This window comes from Mesorhizobium sp. M0217 (genome assembly GCF_040321955.1).
GTDB lineage: Bacteria > Pseudomonadota > Alphaproteobacteria > Rhizobiales > Rhizobiaceae > Mesorhizobium.
The window spans coordinates 73453-91008 of the sequence record NZ_JAMYSN010000020.1; the positions used below are offsets into that span (position 1 = coordinate 73453).

The 17556-nt window shown below is 62.0% G+C and carries 15 protein-coding genes and 1 pseudogene; 1 reads left to right on the forward strand and 15 read right to left on the reverse strand.

What is annotated here, in order from left to right:
* Positions 1–142: 142 nt before the first annotated feature.
* The 5 genes and pseudogenes from NKJ18_RS25150 to NKJ18_RS25170 all read right to left on the reverse strand — a co-directional run bounded on the left by NKJ18_RS25150 (position 143) and on the right by NKJ18_RS25170 (position 5216).
* Complete coding sequence (locus NKJ18_RS25150) at positions 143–466, reverse strand: DUF736 domain-containing protein (protein ID WP_023747246.1); 324 nt, start codon at positions 464–466, stop codon at positions 143–145.
* A gap of 548 nt (positions 467–1014) precedes the next feature.
* Positions 1015–2736 (reverse strand): ParB/RepB/Spo0J family partition protein, encoded by a 1722-nt coding sequence (locus tag NKJ18_RS25155; RefSeq protein WP_352760143.1) that lies wholly within the window; start codon positions 2734–2736, stop codon positions 1015–1017.
* 79 nt (positions 2737–2815) lie between these two features.
* Positions 2816–3234 (reverse strand): annotated as a pseudogene (locus NKJ18_RS25160) (DUF2958 domain-containing protein).
* A gap of 246 nt (positions 3235–3480) precedes the next feature.
* On the reverse strand, positions 3481–4443 hold the full coding sequence (locus NKJ18_RS25165; protein WP_023753774.1) for an ArdC family protein: 963 nt from the start codon (positions 4441–4443) through the stop codon (positions 3481–3483).
* 539 nt (positions 4444–4982) lie between these two features.
* A complete protein-coding gene (locus NKJ18_RS25170) occupies positions 4983–5216 on the reverse strand; it encodes a helix-turn-helix domain-containing protein (protein WP_023708050.1) in 234 nt (77 codons plus the stop codon).
* A gap of 146 nt (positions 5217–5362) precedes the next feature.
* Between NKJ18_RS25170 and NKJ18_RS25175 the strand changes: the two genes are divergently transcribed.
* Positions 5363–5509, forward strand: coding sequence for a hypothetical protein (locus NKJ18_RS25175; protein WP_352760145.1), 147 nt, complete (start codon positions 5363–5365; stop codon positions 5507–5509).
* A gap of 140 nt (positions 5510–5649) precedes the next feature.
* On the opposite strand, the gene istB is transcribed toward NKJ18_RS25175, so the two are convergent.
* The 10 genes from istB to ccoG form a co-directional block, all read right to left on the reverse strand.
* On the reverse strand, positions 5650–6384 hold the full coding sequence (gene istB / locus NKJ18_RS25180) for an IS21-like element helper ATPase IstB (protein WP_352760147.1): 735 nt from the start codon (positions 6382–6384) through the stop codon (positions 5650–5652).
* Positions 6317–7885 (reverse strand): IS21 family transposase, encoded by a 1569-nt coding sequence (gene istA, locus NKJ18_RS25185; RefSeq protein WP_352760154.1) that lies wholly within the window; start codon positions 7883–7885, stop codon positions 6317–6319. The genes istB and istA overlap by 68 nt, the downstream gene beginning before the upstream one ends.
* A gap of 320 nt (positions 7886–8205) precedes the next feature.
* Positions 8206–10116, reverse strand: coding sequence for a putative bifunctional diguanylate cyclase/phosphodiesterase (locus tag NKJ18_RS25190; protein WP_352539092.1), 1911 nt, complete (start codon positions 10114–10116; stop codon positions 8206–8208).
* Between the two features lie 293 nt (positions 10117–10409).
* Positions 10410–11591, reverse strand: a complete 1182-nt coding sequence (gene ubiM / locus NKJ18_RS25195) for a 5-demethoxyubiquinol-8 5-hydroxylase UbiM (RefSeq protein WP_352754567.1) — start codon at positions 11589–11591, stop codon at positions 10410–10412.
* A gap of 416 nt (positions 11592–12007) precedes the next feature.
* Positions 12008–12124 (reverse strand): cbb3-type cytochrome oxidase assembly protein CcoS, encoded by a 117-nt coding sequence (gene ccoS / locus NKJ18_RS25200; protein ID WP_352886926.1) that lies wholly within the window; start codon positions 12122–12124, stop codon positions 12008–12010.
* Between the two features lie 61 nt (positions 12125–12185).
* Positions 12186–12953 (reverse strand): CBS domain-containing protein, encoded by a 768-nt coding sequence (locus NKJ18_RS25205; RefSeq protein ID WP_352713638.1) that lies wholly within the window; start codon positions 12951–12953, stop codon positions 12186–12188.
* A 66-nt stretch (positions 12954–13019) separates the two neighbouring features.
* Entirely contained in the window at positions 13020–13190 is a 171-nt protein-coding gene (gene ccoS, locus NKJ18_RS25210; RefSeq protein WP_023697810.1) for a cbb3-type cytochrome oxidase assembly protein CcoS, read from the reverse strand.
* A complete protein-coding gene (locus NKJ18_RS25215; RefSeq protein WP_352760150.1) occupies positions 13187–15475 on the reverse strand; it encodes a cation-translocating P-type ATPase in 2289 nt (762 codons plus the stop codon). The genes ccoS (NKJ18_RS25210) and NKJ18_RS25215 overlap by 4 nt, the downstream gene beginning before the upstream one ends.
* Positions 15472–15969, reverse strand: a complete 498-nt coding sequence (locus NKJ18_RS25220; RefSeq protein WP_352754571.1) for a FixH family protein — start codon at positions 15967–15969, stop codon at positions 15472–15474. Before NKJ18_RS25220 ends, NKJ18_RS25215 begins: the two co-directional genes overlap by 4 nt.
* Positions 15966–17525, reverse strand: coding sequence for a cytochrome c oxidase accessory protein CcoG (gene ccoG / locus NKJ18_RS25225; protein ID WP_352754573.1), 1560 nt, complete (start codon positions 17523–17525; stop codon positions 15966–15968). Before ccoG ends, NKJ18_RS25220 begins: the two co-directional genes overlap by 4 nt.
* Positions 17526–17556: the final 31 nt, after the last annotated feature.

The window sequence follows — 17556 nt, forward strand, 5'->3', positions numbered from 1 at the left end:
AAGGCGAGGATCGGCGAGCGAGATCGTTTTGGGGACGGGCGAAGAGTAGGGGGGCGAGTTTTCGCCGCCCCCTTCGGCGGCCTCACGGGTCCTGAGAGAGGCCCCGCGCCGGTGGCGGCGCGGGGCTTTCCGGATCGGCCGGTCAGTCGACCGGGTTCCAGATGATGGCGTAAGTGTCGTCGTCATCCTGGCCGGCGGCGCGGCCGAGATTGGCGTAGAGCTTGCGGGGGCCAAACTCGGGGGCGGCAATCGACAGGCTCACATAGTCCTTGCCGGAGGTCTCGCCGGTGCGGATCCAGCCCGCACCCACTTCGATCCCTTGCGTCAGCACCCGGAAGTCGGGATGGGTGTCGGCGCTCTTTGCCTGATTGGGCACGATATCGATGTCGGCGCGGACGCTGAGCGTCTTGAGCTGGCCCTTGTAGCCGCCGTTTTCCTGTTTGGTGACGTATCCGATCGCGGTCATTTCCAGTCTCCTCTTGGTGCTCGCAGGGGACCATTCCCCTGCGATGGCGGACCGTGATGGGCGCGTCCGGACCGCCGGAACCGGGACGGCCGCAGCGATAGCGGAGGACCCGCGCGGGCAGCTTTTTTGAAGCGAAGCGGCGCGAGGAAGCCGCCGCAGGCGGCGGGGAAAAAAGCTGCCGGCGAAGGGTTTCGGGCGGGCCGGATCCGCCCATAGGTCGACAAGCCAGCCGCAGGGGAATAGTCCCTGAGACACAATGGAGACAGGTGGGGCGATCGGTGACACAAGAAGCCGGCGGCAATGCAGAGCGCCGGTTTCGCGGGCTCTGTCGGCAACCGGATCGGACAATTGGCCCCATGCGCCTTTGGCGCCTCAGCAAGCAACCCGGCGCGGTGCGGGGCTGCCGAAATGGGGCGAACTGGCGTCGGAATTTCTCGCGCGCGGCACTGGCTCGACAAGACGCCCAATCGGCAGCCGGCGTGGCCCGTAGCGGCGCGCGCGACCTGAGCGGCGGTAATCGAGAGAACCGCCGCTCGGGCCCTGATCGACTATTCGCGCACGAACAGCGGCTGCACCTGTGTCCACTGATCGGCGGTGCGGAAGCCGCCGCGGCTGGTGTAGCTTTCGGCCGGGAATTTCATCCAGCGCGGCAGCCAGGTCTCGACCCTGGGGCGGCCATTCTCGCCCGCCAGGAAGTCGCGGATGATGTTCTTTTGCGTCTTGACCTTCTCGGCGACATTGCCGTCCGCGACCAGCTTGCCGCCGACGTCGGCCAGCATCGAATTGGCGATTTCCTTGTCGCGCAAGAGGTCGAAGAAGGCATCGTCCGGTTGCCACCATATGCCCATGTCGACGTTCAGGTGGTTGCCGAGCGCCTCGATGACGGCGCTGCCGGCTGCAAGCGTCTCGGCCATGACAAGGGTGAGAACGCGCATGACATCGTCGTCGCAGAGCGCCAAGAGGCGCGCGAACACGCCGGCGATAGCAACGGCGTCGCCATTGCCGCCGGCGACCAAGCTATCCTCATCCGGTGATCCGAGCAGGGCCAATACCTCGCGCCGCTTTTTGCCGAATGCGGCTTCAGCCTTGCAGCCGGCAAGGCTGGCAGTCACCGTCTCGTTGGCTGCGCGCTGCGGCTCGGGCCGCACCTGCCACAGGCCCGAACCGGTGATGGCGTGCGCCACCACGAGGCGCAGCGCCACGGCAGGATGGTCGAGCATGGCCGCGCGCACGGCGGCATGGCGATGCAGATCGATATAGTTCTGCATCGGGCCGGTGACTTCGGGGCGCGGCAGCTTGGCGGCTGTTTCTTCTTGCTCGCCGCCCTCGCGGGCGCGGCGGGCTTCCTTGCGTGACAGCCAGCCCTCGTGACACTCGACCTCGCCGCGATGCGAGACAGTGATGACTATTTTGCCGCCCTTCTTCTTCGGGGTCTTCTCGTGGTCCCATGCGTGGAAATACTGGCCCGGTTCCAGCAGCACAACCTCGCTCCAGCCCTCGTTGAGATAGGTGTCGCGTTTCGTGGCAATCGCTTCGTTCTGCTTTTGCCAGAACAGGTCGGCATCGGCGAAATAGCTGTCCTCGCCGAACAGGTCCGAGGTGATCAGGCCGGGATACTCCTCGATGGCAAACAGCGCCACCTTGGTGGAAATCGACTGGCCGCCGAACAGCCATTGCTTCAACTGATAGCCACGCGGCGCGTATTGATCGGAATCGGCACAGAGTGCCAGCCAGTCCTTCTGCTGCGCCTTGGAAGCCATGGTGAGATGGCGCACCGTCTCGGTATCGATCTCCTCGCGCCGATAGGCTTCGCGGATTTTGGGCAAGAGGTCGCCAAGCGCCAGAATGCGTTTGACCTTGAGATCAGTGATGCCGAAGGTCACAGCGATGTCGGGAACGGTGCGGCCTTGCCTGACAAGCCGCGAAAACGTCTCCCATTGCGATACTTCGTCAGGATCGAGGCGGGCGAGGTTTTCGATCAGCGAAGCTTCCAGCGCATCGGCGTCGTCACCGTCCTCCATGATGGCGCAGGGCAAGGGATCGCCTTCGCCGCGCTCGTCGGCAAGCGATTTCGCGGCGAAATAGCGCCGCCTGCCGGCGACGATCTCGAAGGTTTCCGGCTGGCCGTTCGGCCGCACAAGGAGTGGCACCAGCACGCCGCGCGCACGCACGGAGGGCAGGATGTCGGATATGTCGGGCGCGCGTTTTCCATGGCGCATGTTGAGCGCGGAAATGTTGAGCTGATCCAAGGGAATGTGGGCAAGCTGCATGGTTACTCTCCTTTTGCTTTGGTTAAGGTTGTCCCCGCCGCAGAGGCCGAAGACCGGCGCGGCGGGACGGTTTTTGCGCCTATCGGCGCTGCTGTTCCGCCGTGTCGGGCGGAAGCTCGGAATGGGGCTTTGATAGGGCGTCTGCTGCTTGCCGCAGCAGTCGCTCGGCCTCGCTGACGTGGCCGCAACTGCGGGCGGCTTCGGCATAGACGGAGAGCGGAAAGCGCGCTTGGAAAGCAGGTCGCGCTCTATGCCGAGGCCAAGCGGACCTTTTACGGATGCAAGCTCGGCCAGACTGACGCTGCCAAGTTCGGGGAAGCCGAAGCCGAGATCGCAAAGACCGAACAGAGTGTCGCCATCGGCGTCGAGTTCGCTCAGAAGCCAGGTCGCGGCACCTGTCGGATTAAACAGTTTCACAACGGGAAAATGGTCGATGTCGGCGCCGGCGGCGCCATGGGCGAGCAGTCGTGCGCGCAGTGGATTGGTGATCAGTATCATGGAAAGACTCCTTGTCAGAACGGGTCGCGTTGACTTCTTGCGTCCGGCGGGAGAAAGGTTCACCGGACCTTCCTCTGATCCGCCTCCCCATTAGAGACCGACCTCGAGCAGCTTTGCGCCGCGCGCGGACACATCGGCGCGTCCATCAGGAGGGTTTGCCCGCGTGGTGATCGGCTGGACGCCGGGAATGAGCGTCTGCTCCTTTGCGGCGTCGGCTCGGTCGCGGTCAGTTGAGGTCGCGCATCGTCATGCCGCAATGCCTTCTTGCGCCTCGCCTTCCGCATCGGCCGGAAGGCCAAACAGGAAATCAGCGGCCTTCGAAGCTAGGCTGGCGGCACGGAATATAGCGCGGTTGTCCTCGCGCAGCACCTTCAGCCATGAGCCGATGTAATCGGCGTGACGCACGGTCGGCTCGATGCCGAGATTGCTGCAGACGAAGGCGGCAGTGATTTCGGCGACCAATTCTTCACGCGCGTAGGCCTTGGAGCCGAACGAGCCGGAGAGGTCGCGAGCAAGCCGCGTCGGGTGGCCGGTCCAGTGGCCTAGCTCGTGAAAGCAGGTCCGGTAATAGTCGATCTGCTGATGGAACGCTGGCTGCGGCGGCACCTGAATGTGGTCGCTGCACGGCATGTAGAAAGCGCGATCGCCGCCGACCCTGAAATCCGCACCGCTGGCGAGAATGAGCGTCTCGGCCTGCGGCACGATCTCGCACTGTGGCAGCGGCTCGGCAGGGGCATGGAGGTGTTCCGGAAGATTGTCGCATTGCGCGACATTGAAGACGGTAAAGCGCTTCAGAAAAGGCACGGCCTGTGGTGCATCGCCCTCGTGGCGTGCGCGCTCCTTCTCGTTCTTTGGGACAAAGCGGTCGGCATGCACGATCGTCGTGCCGCGCTCGCCCTTCCTGACATTGCCGCCCAGGGCAAGCGCCTGCCGGAAGGTCAGCCATTTCTGGCTGGGATAGCTGCGCTCGATGACGGCGCCCCACAGGATGAGGATATTGATGCCGGAATAGGTGCGCCCCGTGGACGCATTCCTCGGCAGGCCGAGGCCTGCTTTTGCGCTGCCCCATGGCTTGACCCATGGCACGGTGCCGCGCTCCAGCTCGGCAATGATGCGGTCGGTGATCTCCTGATAGAGGCTTGCGCCTGGGCGCCTGCCCTTGCCTGCGCCAGCCTCTCCGCTGGTGGTACGCTTGCTGTTTGCACGCATGTGTTATCCTCCGCTCGCCAATCGCCGCGCCTTTCCCCGGAAGCGGGGTGGGCGGCGAGTCGCGACCGGAAAGGCCCGCCGTGGTAGGCGGACCGCATCCGAAGGACCGGAACGAAGAGGAGGACCCTGAGCGGCACGCGAAGGGTTGCGGGCTGCCGCGGCGGGTCTAGAAGGGAGTGCCGCCCGCCCCGCGCCACCGGGAAAGGCCAACAGACAAACCGCGCCGCCCGCAAGGGCGGCGGCCGTCACAGCCCGAAGGGCTGCCCACGCCAAGGGGCGAAGCCGAATGGCCGAGACCGCCTGAGCTTGCCGAAGAAAAGCGGGCTCGGTTCACGAGCACCTGGTGCGCGTCGTCAGGCGCGCGGGCGCCCGCCAAGTTTTTTCGCACATGGTCAGGCGCCGCAGTTACGTCGAGAACCAAAAGGCATCGGCGCCGTGCGCGCGGCTTCCTCCGAAAACCAGCGCTCGCCTTTCAACAAATTGAGGCGTTGTCCCACTCAATATTCCTGTCCGTGATCATGATAGATGCGGCGCGCCCGCTAGGACCGGAGGCTGGAGAGAATCTCGCACGGATCAGCGTCAAGGGCCGCAGTTATGTCGAGAAACTCGATGACATCGAGACGCCGCTCTGCGCCCTCGTACTTGGCCACGAAGGATTGGGGACGACCAAGCTTGTCAGCCAGCTGCTTCTGGGTCAGGCCTTTGGCCTTGCGCAGCAAAACCAGCCGGGCCAGGAACCGCTGGTGGCGGGGCGATCGAAGGGATTTGGGCATGGAGGCGAACCGGTCGGGTAAAGACCGGATCAGCGACTAATCCCGGTTTCGGATTATCCCATTTTGGGATATACTGCCTGCGCTCACAGGCGAGGTTCGCAGGCATGAATGGACCAATGGGAACGGATGAGACTCGAAGCTCAAGTTTGAGCGATGAAGTCCCCTGGTCGGAGAACCTCACGAGCTACGACAGGGAGCATTTCACGATCTACCTGCGGATCCTGGATGCCTGCGCCGACAATGCCAGCGAAAAGGAGATGGCCGAGCGCATTCTCGGCATCGACTGTCAATGACCGTGGAATCGGGACCCTGTATTTTCGCGCAAAAGGGACCCCGTCTGGGGCATTGAAGGGTGCGCCGGTTAGCGCCCGATCAGGCGGAGCTGGTCAGGGTTGCACAGCCTGACCGGGCGCGACTGATTGGCGTTCGGACTTCAGCTTTGAGAGCGGCTTTTGAAGCGCCAGGATTCGTTACCAGTCTCGGCGATCTCGCAATGATGGGTGAGCCGATCGAGGAGCGCGGTCGTCATCTTGGCGTCGCCGAAGACGCTCGGCCATTCGCCGAAGGCGAGATTGGTGGTGATGATGACGCTGGTGCGTTCGTAAAGCTTCGAGACCAGATGAAAGAGCAATTGCCCGCCGGCCTGGGCGAAGGGGAGATAGCCGAGCTCATCGAGCACGACGAAGTCGAGCCGGGTGAGATGGTCGGCGATGCGGCCCTGGCGGCCGGAGCGGGCCTCGGTCTCAAGCCTGTTGACGAGGTCGACGACGTTGAAGAAGCGCCCGCGTGCGCCGTTGCGGATGAGAGAACGGGCAATGGCGATCGCCAGATGTGACTTGCCGGTGCCTGTCCCACCGACCAGGACGACATTGCGCTGATCGGCGACGAAGGCGCCGGTGGCGAGGTCGCGGATCAGGCTCTCGTTGACCGGCGTGCCGGCAAAATCGAAGTCCTCGATGTCCTTGGCCAATGGCAGCTTGGCGACGGTGAGCTGGTATTTGATCGAGCGGGCCTGCTTCTCCGATATCTCGGCCTGCAACAGATCGCCGACGATCTTCGGCGGTTCGTGCTGCCGCTTGATGGCAACGCCCATGATCTCGTCATAGGCCCCGCGCATCCCGAAGAGTTTCAGCGCCCCCATCAGTTCCAGTACTTCGGTGCGTTCCATGGCTGTTCGTCCTCCTGAGACTGTCATAGCGGGCGCAGTCGGCGATCGGCTCGTGAGCCAGCTTCAGCGCCTCGGGAATGGAAAGGATCGTGCCCGGCGCCGGATCGCGGCTGCGGGCCAGGATGTTGAGGATCACCGCCGCCGATGAGACGCCGTGTTCGATGGCTTCCTGGCAGGCAGCCTCGACCGCGCTCAATCCGTCGGTGAGCACGCAGGTGAGGATCGACACCATCTGCCGGTCGCCGTCATCGACCGCCTTGAGCTTGCGGCGCACCTTCTCCATTGCCGACGGCAGGACCCATTCCCGGAACGGCGCGCCGTTGCGCAATCCGCCCGGCTTGCGGGCCAGCACCGGCACGTAGTGCCAGGGATCGTAGATGACCTCGTTGCGGCCGAAGCAGCGGGCATGCTCGCCCACGATCATGCCGTCCTGGCGGATAATGATCCGGTCGGCATAAGCATGGATCTCGACCGGCCGGCCGACGGCACTCGACAGCACCGAGTATTTGTTGTTGTCGAAGCGCACCGTGCAGGTCTTCGACACCGACGCGGGAATGCAATGGAAGCCGTCAAAGCGCCCGGCATAGGGGATCAAGCTGGCACGCTCTTCCTCGAACACCTCCCACACCGTGCGCTCGCCCTGTTCGGGATGCCGATGCGCTTTGGCATAGGCGACGCATTTGTCGGCCAGCCAGCCGTTGAGATCCTCCAGCGTTTTGAAGCGCAGCCTCGGCGTGAAGAAGCGCTCGCGCACCAGCCCGACCTGGTTCTCGACCTGGCCCTTCTCCCAGCCGGCCGCCGGCGTGCAGGCCTCCGGCTCGACAAGGTAATGCCCGCACATCTGCGCAAAGCGGCAGTTGTAGCGGCGATCCCTGCCGATGAAGATCGCGTCCACCGCCGTCTTCATGTTGTCGTAGATGCCGCGCGTGCAGGCGCCGCGGAAGAAGCTGAACGCCCGGTCATGGGCGTCGAACACCATCTCCTGCGTTTCGCGCGGATAGGCCCGAACGAAGAACATGCGGCTGTGGCAAAGCCGCATATGTGCCACCTTCACGGTCACCGTCACGCCGTCGAGCAGGACGATCTCGTGGCTCCAGTCGAACTGGTAGGCCTCGCCCGGCGCAAAGCTCAACGGAATATAAGCTTCGGCCGCAGCGCTGCCGCGATCCGCCTCCCAACTCTGAGCATGCCGCCACACCGAACTGTAGCTGCCGTCATAGCCGAGGCCGCGAAGTTCCTCGAAGATGCGGATCAGCGTCAGTCGCTCCCGCTGAGACTTGGCCGCATTCGTCGACAGCAGCCGATCCAACTCGTCGCGCCAGGCGCCCATCCGGGGATAGGGCTGATGCTTGCGCTCGTAGCGGAACTCCGTCTCGTCCGAACGCAGCACCTTGCGCACCACCTTCCGGGAGATCTTCAGCTCCCGGCAGATCGCCTTAATCGACTTTCCCTGCACCAGCGACAGCCGGCGTATCTTTGCAATCGTCTCCACGACCAACATCCAAAACACAAATGCCTCCGATCAAACCGGAGGCATCTTGATGACCCCATCGTTAAGGGGTCCCGCTTGGACGAAAATCACCCCTCAAACAGGGTCCTCATTCCACGAAAAATCACACATCGACCCGTCCATTGACCCGGTCCGCGCCCGCAAAGCTCTTCGCAGCCATATCGACCGTGCGAACTGGATGGTGACGACCGGCTACAAGGAACTGTTCGCCGGCTGATGCACAACGCCCACTGCCACGTGTTTCGATCAGGCAAGTCTCTGTAGCCAAATTCGGCAGCGCACGGCCGCGACAGCCGGCGCGGCGGGAGCGGTCACAACTGGTTCGCGTGCTGTTTGACTGCCACTTCCAGTGCTTGCATCAAAGGCACAGCCTTGGAGAAGAGGAAGCCTTGAGCGGTTCGGCAGCCAAGCTTGTGCAGGGTTTGCCGATCCGCCTCTGTTTCGACGCCCTCGGCCATGACGTCGATCCCGAGCATCTCACCGAGTTCAATGACCGATTTGACAAGCAGTCGGTCCTCTCGGGACTTGGCCAAGCCGCGAATGAAGCCCTGGTCTATTTTCACCTTGCGTATCCGACGGTCCTTGAGAGATGCCAAGGTAGAAAAGCCGGTGCCGAAGTCGTCGAGCGCGATGGAAATACCGGCATGTGAAAGCCGTCCGAGCTTTTCATCCACTCTGTCCGGGTCCACCGGCGATTCTTCGGTAATCTCGATTTCGAACATCGTCGCAGGCAGGCCTCTTGCGGCCAGACCATCCAGAACCATGTCGTCGATATCGCCGGCTTCCAGTTCGCGCGGGGAAACATTCATCGCCACACGAATGTTACGACAGTCAGCTTTCACCAAGCCGTCGATAAAAGCACAACAGTCGGCGAATACGGTTTGCGTCAGCAGCTGAAGCATTCCGGTTTCGCGTGCGGCTGTGATGATTTCGGGTGGAGAGATGGCACCATGTGTCGGATGGGACCATCTCAGCAAGGCTTCAAAACCGACCACGGCCTCGGTGTCGAGTTTCACGATCGGCTGGAACCAAGGTTGCAATCTTCCCGTCTTTATCGCCGAATGAAGGTCCCGTTCGATGGACTGGCGGCGTTGGAGTTCCCGGTCGAGTTCGGCATCGAACAGGCAAAATTCGTTCCTGCCATGGCGCTTGGCCGTATAAAGGGCGATATCGGCCCGCAACAGCATTTCAGTCAGGCTCGACGTCTGTGCCAAGTATATCCCTATCGATGCCCCGACGCGCACGGACGCGACCCCGATATAGGGGCGAGCAATTTTGGCTATGATATTGGAGGCGAGATCACTGGCAGAAAGCGAAGCTCTCGTTGAGGGAAAAACCAGCACGAATTCATCGCCGCCAATACGAGCTAGCGTTGAGCCTTCCGGTGCTTCCTGCTCTATGCGGCGGGCGATCATGACAAGCAGTTCATCACCGGTCCTGTGACCGTAGGTGTCGTTGACAGATTTAAAGCCGTCCAGATCAATCAGCATTGCCACGAAGGGGCCATCCGCGGTCTTGAACCGACCGATGGCGTGTTCAAGGCCCCGCCTGTTGAGAAGGGCGGTCAAATGGTCCTCCCTGGAGTTGCGCTCCATTTCCGACGCAAGTCGCTCTGCCTCATGTCTCAGGCGGCTTGCTTCGCGGAAGCGCGCCTGCCCAACAAACGAAGCTCGGACCAAGCCGCCCATGAAGAGCAGAACGGTGAAAGCCAGAATGTAGCGTTCAAAATTGCCTTTCGCCAAAAGGCACGCCACCGTGATGAGGAGTGGAGGTGTGATGAAGCTGGTCGCCGCGGCGGCATACGAGCTGCCATATGTAACCGCACCAGCTGAAATGCCCGCCAGTATGACCAGATGCATCGGTGCTTGAGGTGTTGTGTATCCAACAGTCAGCACGGCCGGGAAGGACCAGGCAAACCCTGCCAGAAGGGCAAGGACGCCAAACATGCGAAGGCGCGGCAAAACGCCAAGCAAATCCTGATTGCGCCCCGTTTCCTTTAGCTGAAAACGGGCGAGTGCAAGCCGGGCGGCATTTAGCGCATTGACGACCAGGAACCAGCTTGCAGCGGCAAAGCCGCCGCCAGAAAGGGCCTGCACCCCGCAAATCAGGCCTGACAGGATCGCGCTTATCGGCATCGACACGAAGAGCCCGGCCCTCAGGTCAGCAAGCTGATCCTGACGGATTTTGGCCTCCAGCGATTCTTCTTTCTTTAGGGGTGCCATGAATGGACCAGCTTGCTTGCGTCATTGTTCGCGAGGACCAAACCTATGCAAGCCCACTGAAGGACGGGTTAACTACCCAGCGAGGGTAACCAGTGCGCTCACCATGCTTCGGGTCACACCTTTGGCTTAGCATTGCCGAATCATCAAGGTTTCGCCCGCGCGCGTGCCTTGATCCGAGTCATGCCATGATCGGCAACGTCACCAGGAAGCAGCCTTGCCCGCGACGCTGCGAGCGAGCAAGACAAAGAAGCCGCGCCGAGACAGCGCTCCAGAGCGGTAGCGCTCTGTGCGATTCACCGCCTGAGCATGGCCGAAATGCCATGGCGGACAAAGGGAAGATGTTGGGCAAAGCGGAGCCCAGCATGTCTTGCAAGCCGTGCCGCCGGGTCCTCGCTTGAGTAAAGACCGACAAGCATGTTGGTGGCATGATAGAGCGGCGCCGCCGACAGCCGCAGCCGGTTTTCGTATCTGCCGAGCATGTCGGGATCGGCAATGTCGCGGCGGGCGCGACATGCTGTCAGTATTTTATGAGCGAGTTGCTTCTGGCCGCTTAGGCCTATGTTGAAGCCATGCGCGGTCACGGGGTGCATGCCGATGGCAGCGTCTCCTATCAGTGCCGCACTCGGTGCCGAGAACTTGTGCGCCCAGGTCGTGACCAGCGGATAGGCATGGCGGGTGCTTGCCAGGGTCATCTGCCCGAGGCGTCCTCGACACCGGTTCATCAATTCCATGAGGAACAATTCGTCATCGAGAACAGACAGTCTATCGGCCTCGATTGAGCGCAAAGTCAGAAGCAGCGACGACACGCCTTCCATGAGCGGCAACATCGCTATGGTCTGATGGTGGTCGAACCATTCGACCGCGATCTGGTGATGGAAGCGCTCGTGCCTCACTCGGCAAATCAGCATGGAGTGGCCAAGCGGATGGATGTTGGCGCCAATGCCGAGCAGGTCGCGCATCGCGGACAAACGCGAATCCGCTGCGACGAGCAGCCGAGCGGCCAATTGCCTGCCATCAGAAAGCGCTATGACCGCCTCGTCGTCGCTGGTTGTTGCATTGACGACCGAGTTGCCGCACAGCAGCCGGGCATGATCCTGGAAGTAGACAACTTTGAACAGGGCATCGCGGATCCGACAATTTGGGACCAGAAATCCGAGTGGTTCCCCAGATCCGCTGGGAGTATCGAAGCACAGGGCGAAAGGGCTCGACCCGTTGAGCACGCGCGCGCCATGAAGCGGTGATTTGTCCGATGCGGGGATGGCATCCCAGGCGCCGAGCTCGCGAAGGATTCTCACTGATGCGTGGGTCAGCGCGATCTCGCGACCGTCGAAAGCCGGATTCGCCAGGCTGTCGAGCGACTGCCGTTCAACCACTGCCACCTTGAGTCGGCTCCGGGCGAGCGATGCTGCGAAGGCAAGTCCGACCGGGCCAGCTCCGACAACAATGATGTCGAATGTGTCGACAGAGCCGGCCATCAGCGTGCCGCCATAGCGGCTATCTGCGATACGAAGCGCTCTTGAAGCATCGCAATCACCCACGGTTTGCCGCTCATCTCCCCAGCGTCGATAGACATGCGTTCTCCGTTGGAAGCATGGTCAATGAAACCACGCCGACTAAGAGATAACGCTGATCTGGATCAACCAGGCTCGACAAACCCGGCAACGGCGGGTTCACGGTCGAGTGGTCGATTGCCGCGAAAACGTTTGCATGTCTAGGCATTCTGAATGGTCGGCTTCCCAATCGCGTGCCCCTCCTACCCAAAGGTTCGGCAACGTGTTGTGGCTGATCCGTTCTTCGCACGCGCGCCGATATCATCATGACGAGGCAATCCAGCTAAAGATTCGGTCGATGACGACCAGCATCCGCACAGTCGTTGACGCCGCCGACCGGTTCAGCCTCGCGGCTCTTCCCGATCGATAAGGATCCGCTGGGCGGAGCCGTCGAGATCTTCGTATTGGCCGCTCGTCAAGATCCACAGGAAGCCCCGGTCCAAGCCCCACCAAAACAGGCAGCGGCCATCGCATTCCCTCAGGACGGGCGTCTTCGCTGCCGACAACTCGCCGACGGCCTCATGTCCAAGTGATGTGGGAAGGGAGCAGAACCAAAGGGACTCTGCTCCGCGTCCCCGCTTTTTCCGCAGCTATGAAACCGTCACCGAACGGATCCGTACTGAGGAGGAGGCCGTCCTTGACTTGCCCGACGCCGGCAACCTTCTCAGCCGCAACGATCGCTGCCTTCCGCTGACGCTCGTCGACAATCGCCCCCTTCAGTTCGACAAGGCCGTCGCTGACCCTCACATCGATCGCGTCACCACCGCTCCAGGTTTGTGACTGCAGTTCGGCAAGTATCGCGTTGCGGATCAGGTCGTCATCGGGTGGCGTAGTGCCCTCTTTCGGCATTGCGCGGATCAGGACAGGCAGCAGATCAGTTCGCGTGATGATGCCGACGACCCTTTCCTGATCGACAATCGGCACATTGTTGATGCGGTGTTGCATCATCAAGTCGACAATATCTGCAATCGAGGCGCCAGGAGGCGCCGAGATGACGGGTGTGGTCATCACCTGATGGATGATCCGTCCGTTCGAGCGCACATAGTCTTCGGCGACTGTGCCCGGGCCAAGATCAAACTCCAGCCAGCGCGGACGCACACGCTGGGTCCCAAGTTCCTCTCGGCGCAAGAAGTCGCTTTTGCTTACAATGCCAACCAGGGCACCGTCGCTGTCCGTTACCGGGAGGCAGCTGACTTTGTTTGAAAGCATGAGCTCGGCCGCTTCGGCGATCGTCGCGTTCGCATCCGTCGTGATGACTGGCTTCGTCATGATGGCTTCGGCTTGCATCCTCACCCTCCTGATCTTACGTCGGACGACGATGGGGCATCCCGACGAGCGGCGCTTTGATCTAAGTCACTTGGAACGAGGAGGATTCTCCGCGCCGTCGTCGCGGTCGATAAGAATGCGCTCCGCCGCGCCATCGAGATCGTCGTACTGGCCGCTTCTCAATGCCCACAGGAAGCCGGACAGGCCGAGTGCGCCAAGGAACAGCGCCACCGGAATGAGATAGGCGAGCGTCGTCATGAGGATCGGGCCAAGGCGCCGGCCCGCGCGGGCCTGTCCTGCCGCGCAGTTTCGGACGACGCACCCGTTGGGAAGCCTTGCAGACGCATCGCATTTCCAATCACAAGCAATGACGAGGCAGACATCGCGACCGCCGCGATCAGAGGCGTAACATGACCCAGAATGGCGATCGGCACGGCCACAGCATTGTAAACGATAGCAATTGTTATGTTCTGTCGGATCAGGCTTCCCGCCTTGCGCGACACGTCCAGCGCCAGCGGGATCGCCAAGAGGCTTTCGCGCAGAAAAACGAAGTCGGCTGCATTGCGGCCAATGTCGGCGGCGGTGGCGGGTGCGATCGAGACATGCGCGGCGCTCAGCGCCGGCGTGTCGTTGAGCCCGTCGCCAACCATCAGAACCTTGTGCCCGTCTCTCGCCAGGCTCTCGATGCGTTCAACCTTGCCGGACGGTAGCAGGCAGGGAACGAAGTCATCGACACCAAGCACGTCCGCAACCTCGGCGCAGCCTTTGGCGGTATCGCCCGACAGCATTTCCACGCACATACCAGCGTTGCGCAGTTGATCGATCGCTGCCCTGGTGTCGAGGCGCAGCGCATCCTCGAAAACGAAGGATGCCACAATCATGCCGTTTTTCGTCAGGACTGTTCCGCCGTAGCCATGTTTGCCTTCGCCGCCGGTTCGAGCCTTCCAGCCAGCCCATCCGCGTCGACCCAGCCGCCAGGTGATACCGGCGGCGGTGGCTTCGATCCCGAAACCCGGGTGCTCGGTCACCGCATCGAATTTGTGCTGGCTGCTGCTGACGGCAAAGCCGGCAATGGCCTTTGAATATGGATGACGCGAATGCGCGGCCAAGTCGGCAGCGATTGCCAGCATGGCGGGATCGATCGACGACGTGTTGACGAGCCTGGGCTGGCCAAGCGTGAGCGTGCCGGTCTTGTCGAACACGGCTGTATCGATCGTTGCCAGGCGCTCCATGGCCGAGCCGTCCTTGACCATGATGCCGTTTTCGAACAGGCGCCGCGCGGCCACCACCTGAACGATTGGAACGGCGAGGCCAAGCGCGCACGGGCATGTGATGATGAGAACAGCGATTGCGATCGTCGTCGCCCGGTGCCAGTCGCCAGTCACCGCCATCCAGCCCAGGAAGGTTGCCAAGGCGGTGAGATGAACCACGGGCGCGTAGAGTGCCGACACGCGGTCGGCGATACGGCGATACCGGGCGCGACCACCTTCGGCGGCCTCCATCAACCGAACCATTTCCGCCAGGAACGAATCCTTGGCGGCCGCTGTCGCCTCAATCGTCAGCGGACCGGTGAGGTTGAGGACCCCGGCCTGCACGGTGTCTTCCGGCGCCACGCTACTGGGCGTGCTCTCGCCAGAGACCAGGGAGCAGTCGACGTCCGATGTCCCGCGCGCGATCTTGCCATCGACGGGGATCCTTTCGCCGGCGGCGATCAGCAACAGCATGCCCGGTTCGATCTCGCCCACCGGCAGATAGTCCCGAGCGCCATCGCCGCGCAGCACCATGGCACCGCGTGCGGCCAGTTGTGACAGGCTCTTCACAGCGGTGCGGGCGCGTTCCCGCATCACGTGATCGAGCGTGCGACCGATCAGGAGAAAGAACAGCAGGGATACCGATGCGTCGAAATAGGCGTGGTCGCCATGGGTGATCGTCTCATAGAGGCTCATGGCGTAGGCCAGCGACACGCCGACGGCTATCGGCACGTCCATGTTCATGTGGCCGTGGCGCAGCGCATTCCACGCCGACTTGAAGAAGATCCCGCCGGCGAAGGCCAGCGCAGGAATGGCGATCAGAGCCGAGACCCAGTGGAACAGGTCGCGGGTGGCGCCCTCGGCGCCGGACCAGACCGACACCGAGAGCAGCATGATGTTGCCCGCAGCAAAGCCGGCAATAGCGACGGCGCGGATAAGCTCCGAAAGCATCTTGTCCTTTGCATCAATCTCGGCTTCGAACAAATGCGCCTGGTAGCCCAGGCGCCCGAGCACTGCGACCAATGGTGGAACCTCATCGCCGCGCCACTGGACCGAGACCCGCTTCGTTGAAAGGTTGACGCGGGCGGCCTGGACGTGATTGAGCTTTCCCAACGCGGTCTCGATCATCTGGATGCAGGCGCCGCAATGAACGATCGGTACCGACAGGTCGGTCTGATGAAGGTCGTCGCCAAGCGATCGGCTGGCCAGCCTGACCTCCTGGCTGGAGGGCAGGACCGAGGTGCCGCTGACCAGATCCAGCGCTATTTCAGCGCCCGGTGCACAACAGCTCATTTCAGCGCTCCATTGGAAATCATGACCCTGCGCACGTCGCGATAAGGTCTTGCCAGGCCGGCATCGGCGTCTATTTCGATGATCCAGACACCATCCCTTGGCACGTGTTGTGCTGCAAACTCCTGGCCCGAGACCAGGGCGAGCGTGACGGACTCATCCTCTTTCTCGTAAGCCGGATGGCGAAACAGCACCTTCACGCCATGCAGGGAAACCGGTTTGCCCGCGGCGTCGATGATGCAATAGCGGACTTCGCCCCATGCGATGGTCAACTGGCCGGTCCAGCCAAGCGCTGCCTGCGCACGGCCTTCCTCGGCCTTCTTGTTGAATTGTTGGCTCGCCACATAGGTATTTTCGACGACAAGGCCGGTCCAGCTTGTGTTGGCAAGCGTCGCCATCGTCACATTGACCGCGATGACCACGCCGAAAAAGGCAAGGATCGTGGCCAACATGTGCCTGCCGGTGAACTCGCGGGGGTTTCGCGTGGTGGCGTTCATCTGGCGATCTCCGGCGAGTTGAAGGTGGCGGTGTATTCGTTGGACTCGAAGCTGACCTTGTCTTCGACCCGGAATGTGAAGGTCTGCGCCTGGCCATGAATCTGGTCGGCGGGCAGGCGCACGAAAACCTTCAACATCTTCAGCCGGTCGGGTTCGACCTGGACTGCAAAGGAGCGATCGGCGGGGAGGTCGACGCCAACGATGCTCATCTCCGCGCCTGGCAAACCCCCGAGGGTGACGATAATCGTTCTCGGTTCGGGGATCATGTTCAAGAGCTTGACGGTATAGCCATTGCGGATCGAGCCGTCCGAGAGCGTCACGAATTGCGGGTTGCGGTCGTGCAGGACATTGATTTCGAGCCGGTCGCGCGTCAGCAGCGAAAAGAGCAGGCCCAGCCCGATCAGCGACCACATGGCCATGTAGACATAGGTTCGTGGCCGAAAGATCTTGCGGATATGGAAATGCGCCACCCTGTCCGAAAACAGGCCGTCATCCGTCCTGACCAGTGATGGATTGACCGAGCTGGCGCCGCCGGCGGTGGCCAGGATCATGTTGGCGTTGTAGTCGGAGAGCGTCGCGTAGGAGATCAGTCCTCGCGCTTTGCCGAGCTTGTCCATGACGCCCTCACAGGCATCGATGCAGAGCGCGCAGGTGATGCATTCGAGTTGCTGACCGTCGCGTATGTCGATCCCCATCGGACAGACGGCGACACAGGCATTGCAGTCGACGCAATCGCCGACGGGATGCCCTGCGGCAAGAACCTTCTTGGCGTGACGCGTGCGCGGTTCGCCGCGCCAGTCATTGTAGGTGACGGTGAGCGTGCTCTCGTCGAGCATGGCTGCCTGGATGCGCGGCCATGGGCACATATAGGTGCAGACCTGTTCGCGCATCAGCCCGCCAAACGTGTAGGTCGTCGCCGTCAGGACCGCGACGGTGATGTAGGCGACAGGCGCTGCCGTGCCGGTGAAGAGTTCGCCGAGCAGCGTCGGCGCATCGGCGAAATAGAAGATCCATGCGCCACCAGTCGCTGCGGCTATGACCAGCCAGATGACGTGTTTCGATGCCCGCAGCACGAGCTTACGAGTGGTCCAAGGACCGGCATCGAGCTTGATGCGTGCGTTGCGGTCGCCCTCGATCGCGCGCTCGACGACCAGGAACAGATCGACCCATACGGTCTGTGGGCATGTGTAGCCACACCAGGCACGGCCAACAGTCGATGTGATCAGGAAAAGACCGACGCCGGCCATGACCAGAAGGCCGGCGACATAGTAGAATTCCTGGGGCCATATCTCGATGAAGAAGAAATAGAAGCGCCGGTTGGCGACATCGAGCAGCACGGCCTGGTCCGGGCTAAACGAGCCCCGATCCCAGCGCAGCCACGGCGTCAGATAGTAGATGCCGAGCGTGATCGCCATCACGATCCATTTGAATCGGCGAAAGCTGCCCGAGGCCCGCTTCGGGAAGATCTTCCTGCGCGCGGCATACATTGGCTGGCGCACCTTGGCGGAGTTGAACGTCGTGGGTTCGATCCGTTCTATTTGCGTGTTATCGAGCACGAGAAGCTCCAGTCACCAGCGACGATTTCGC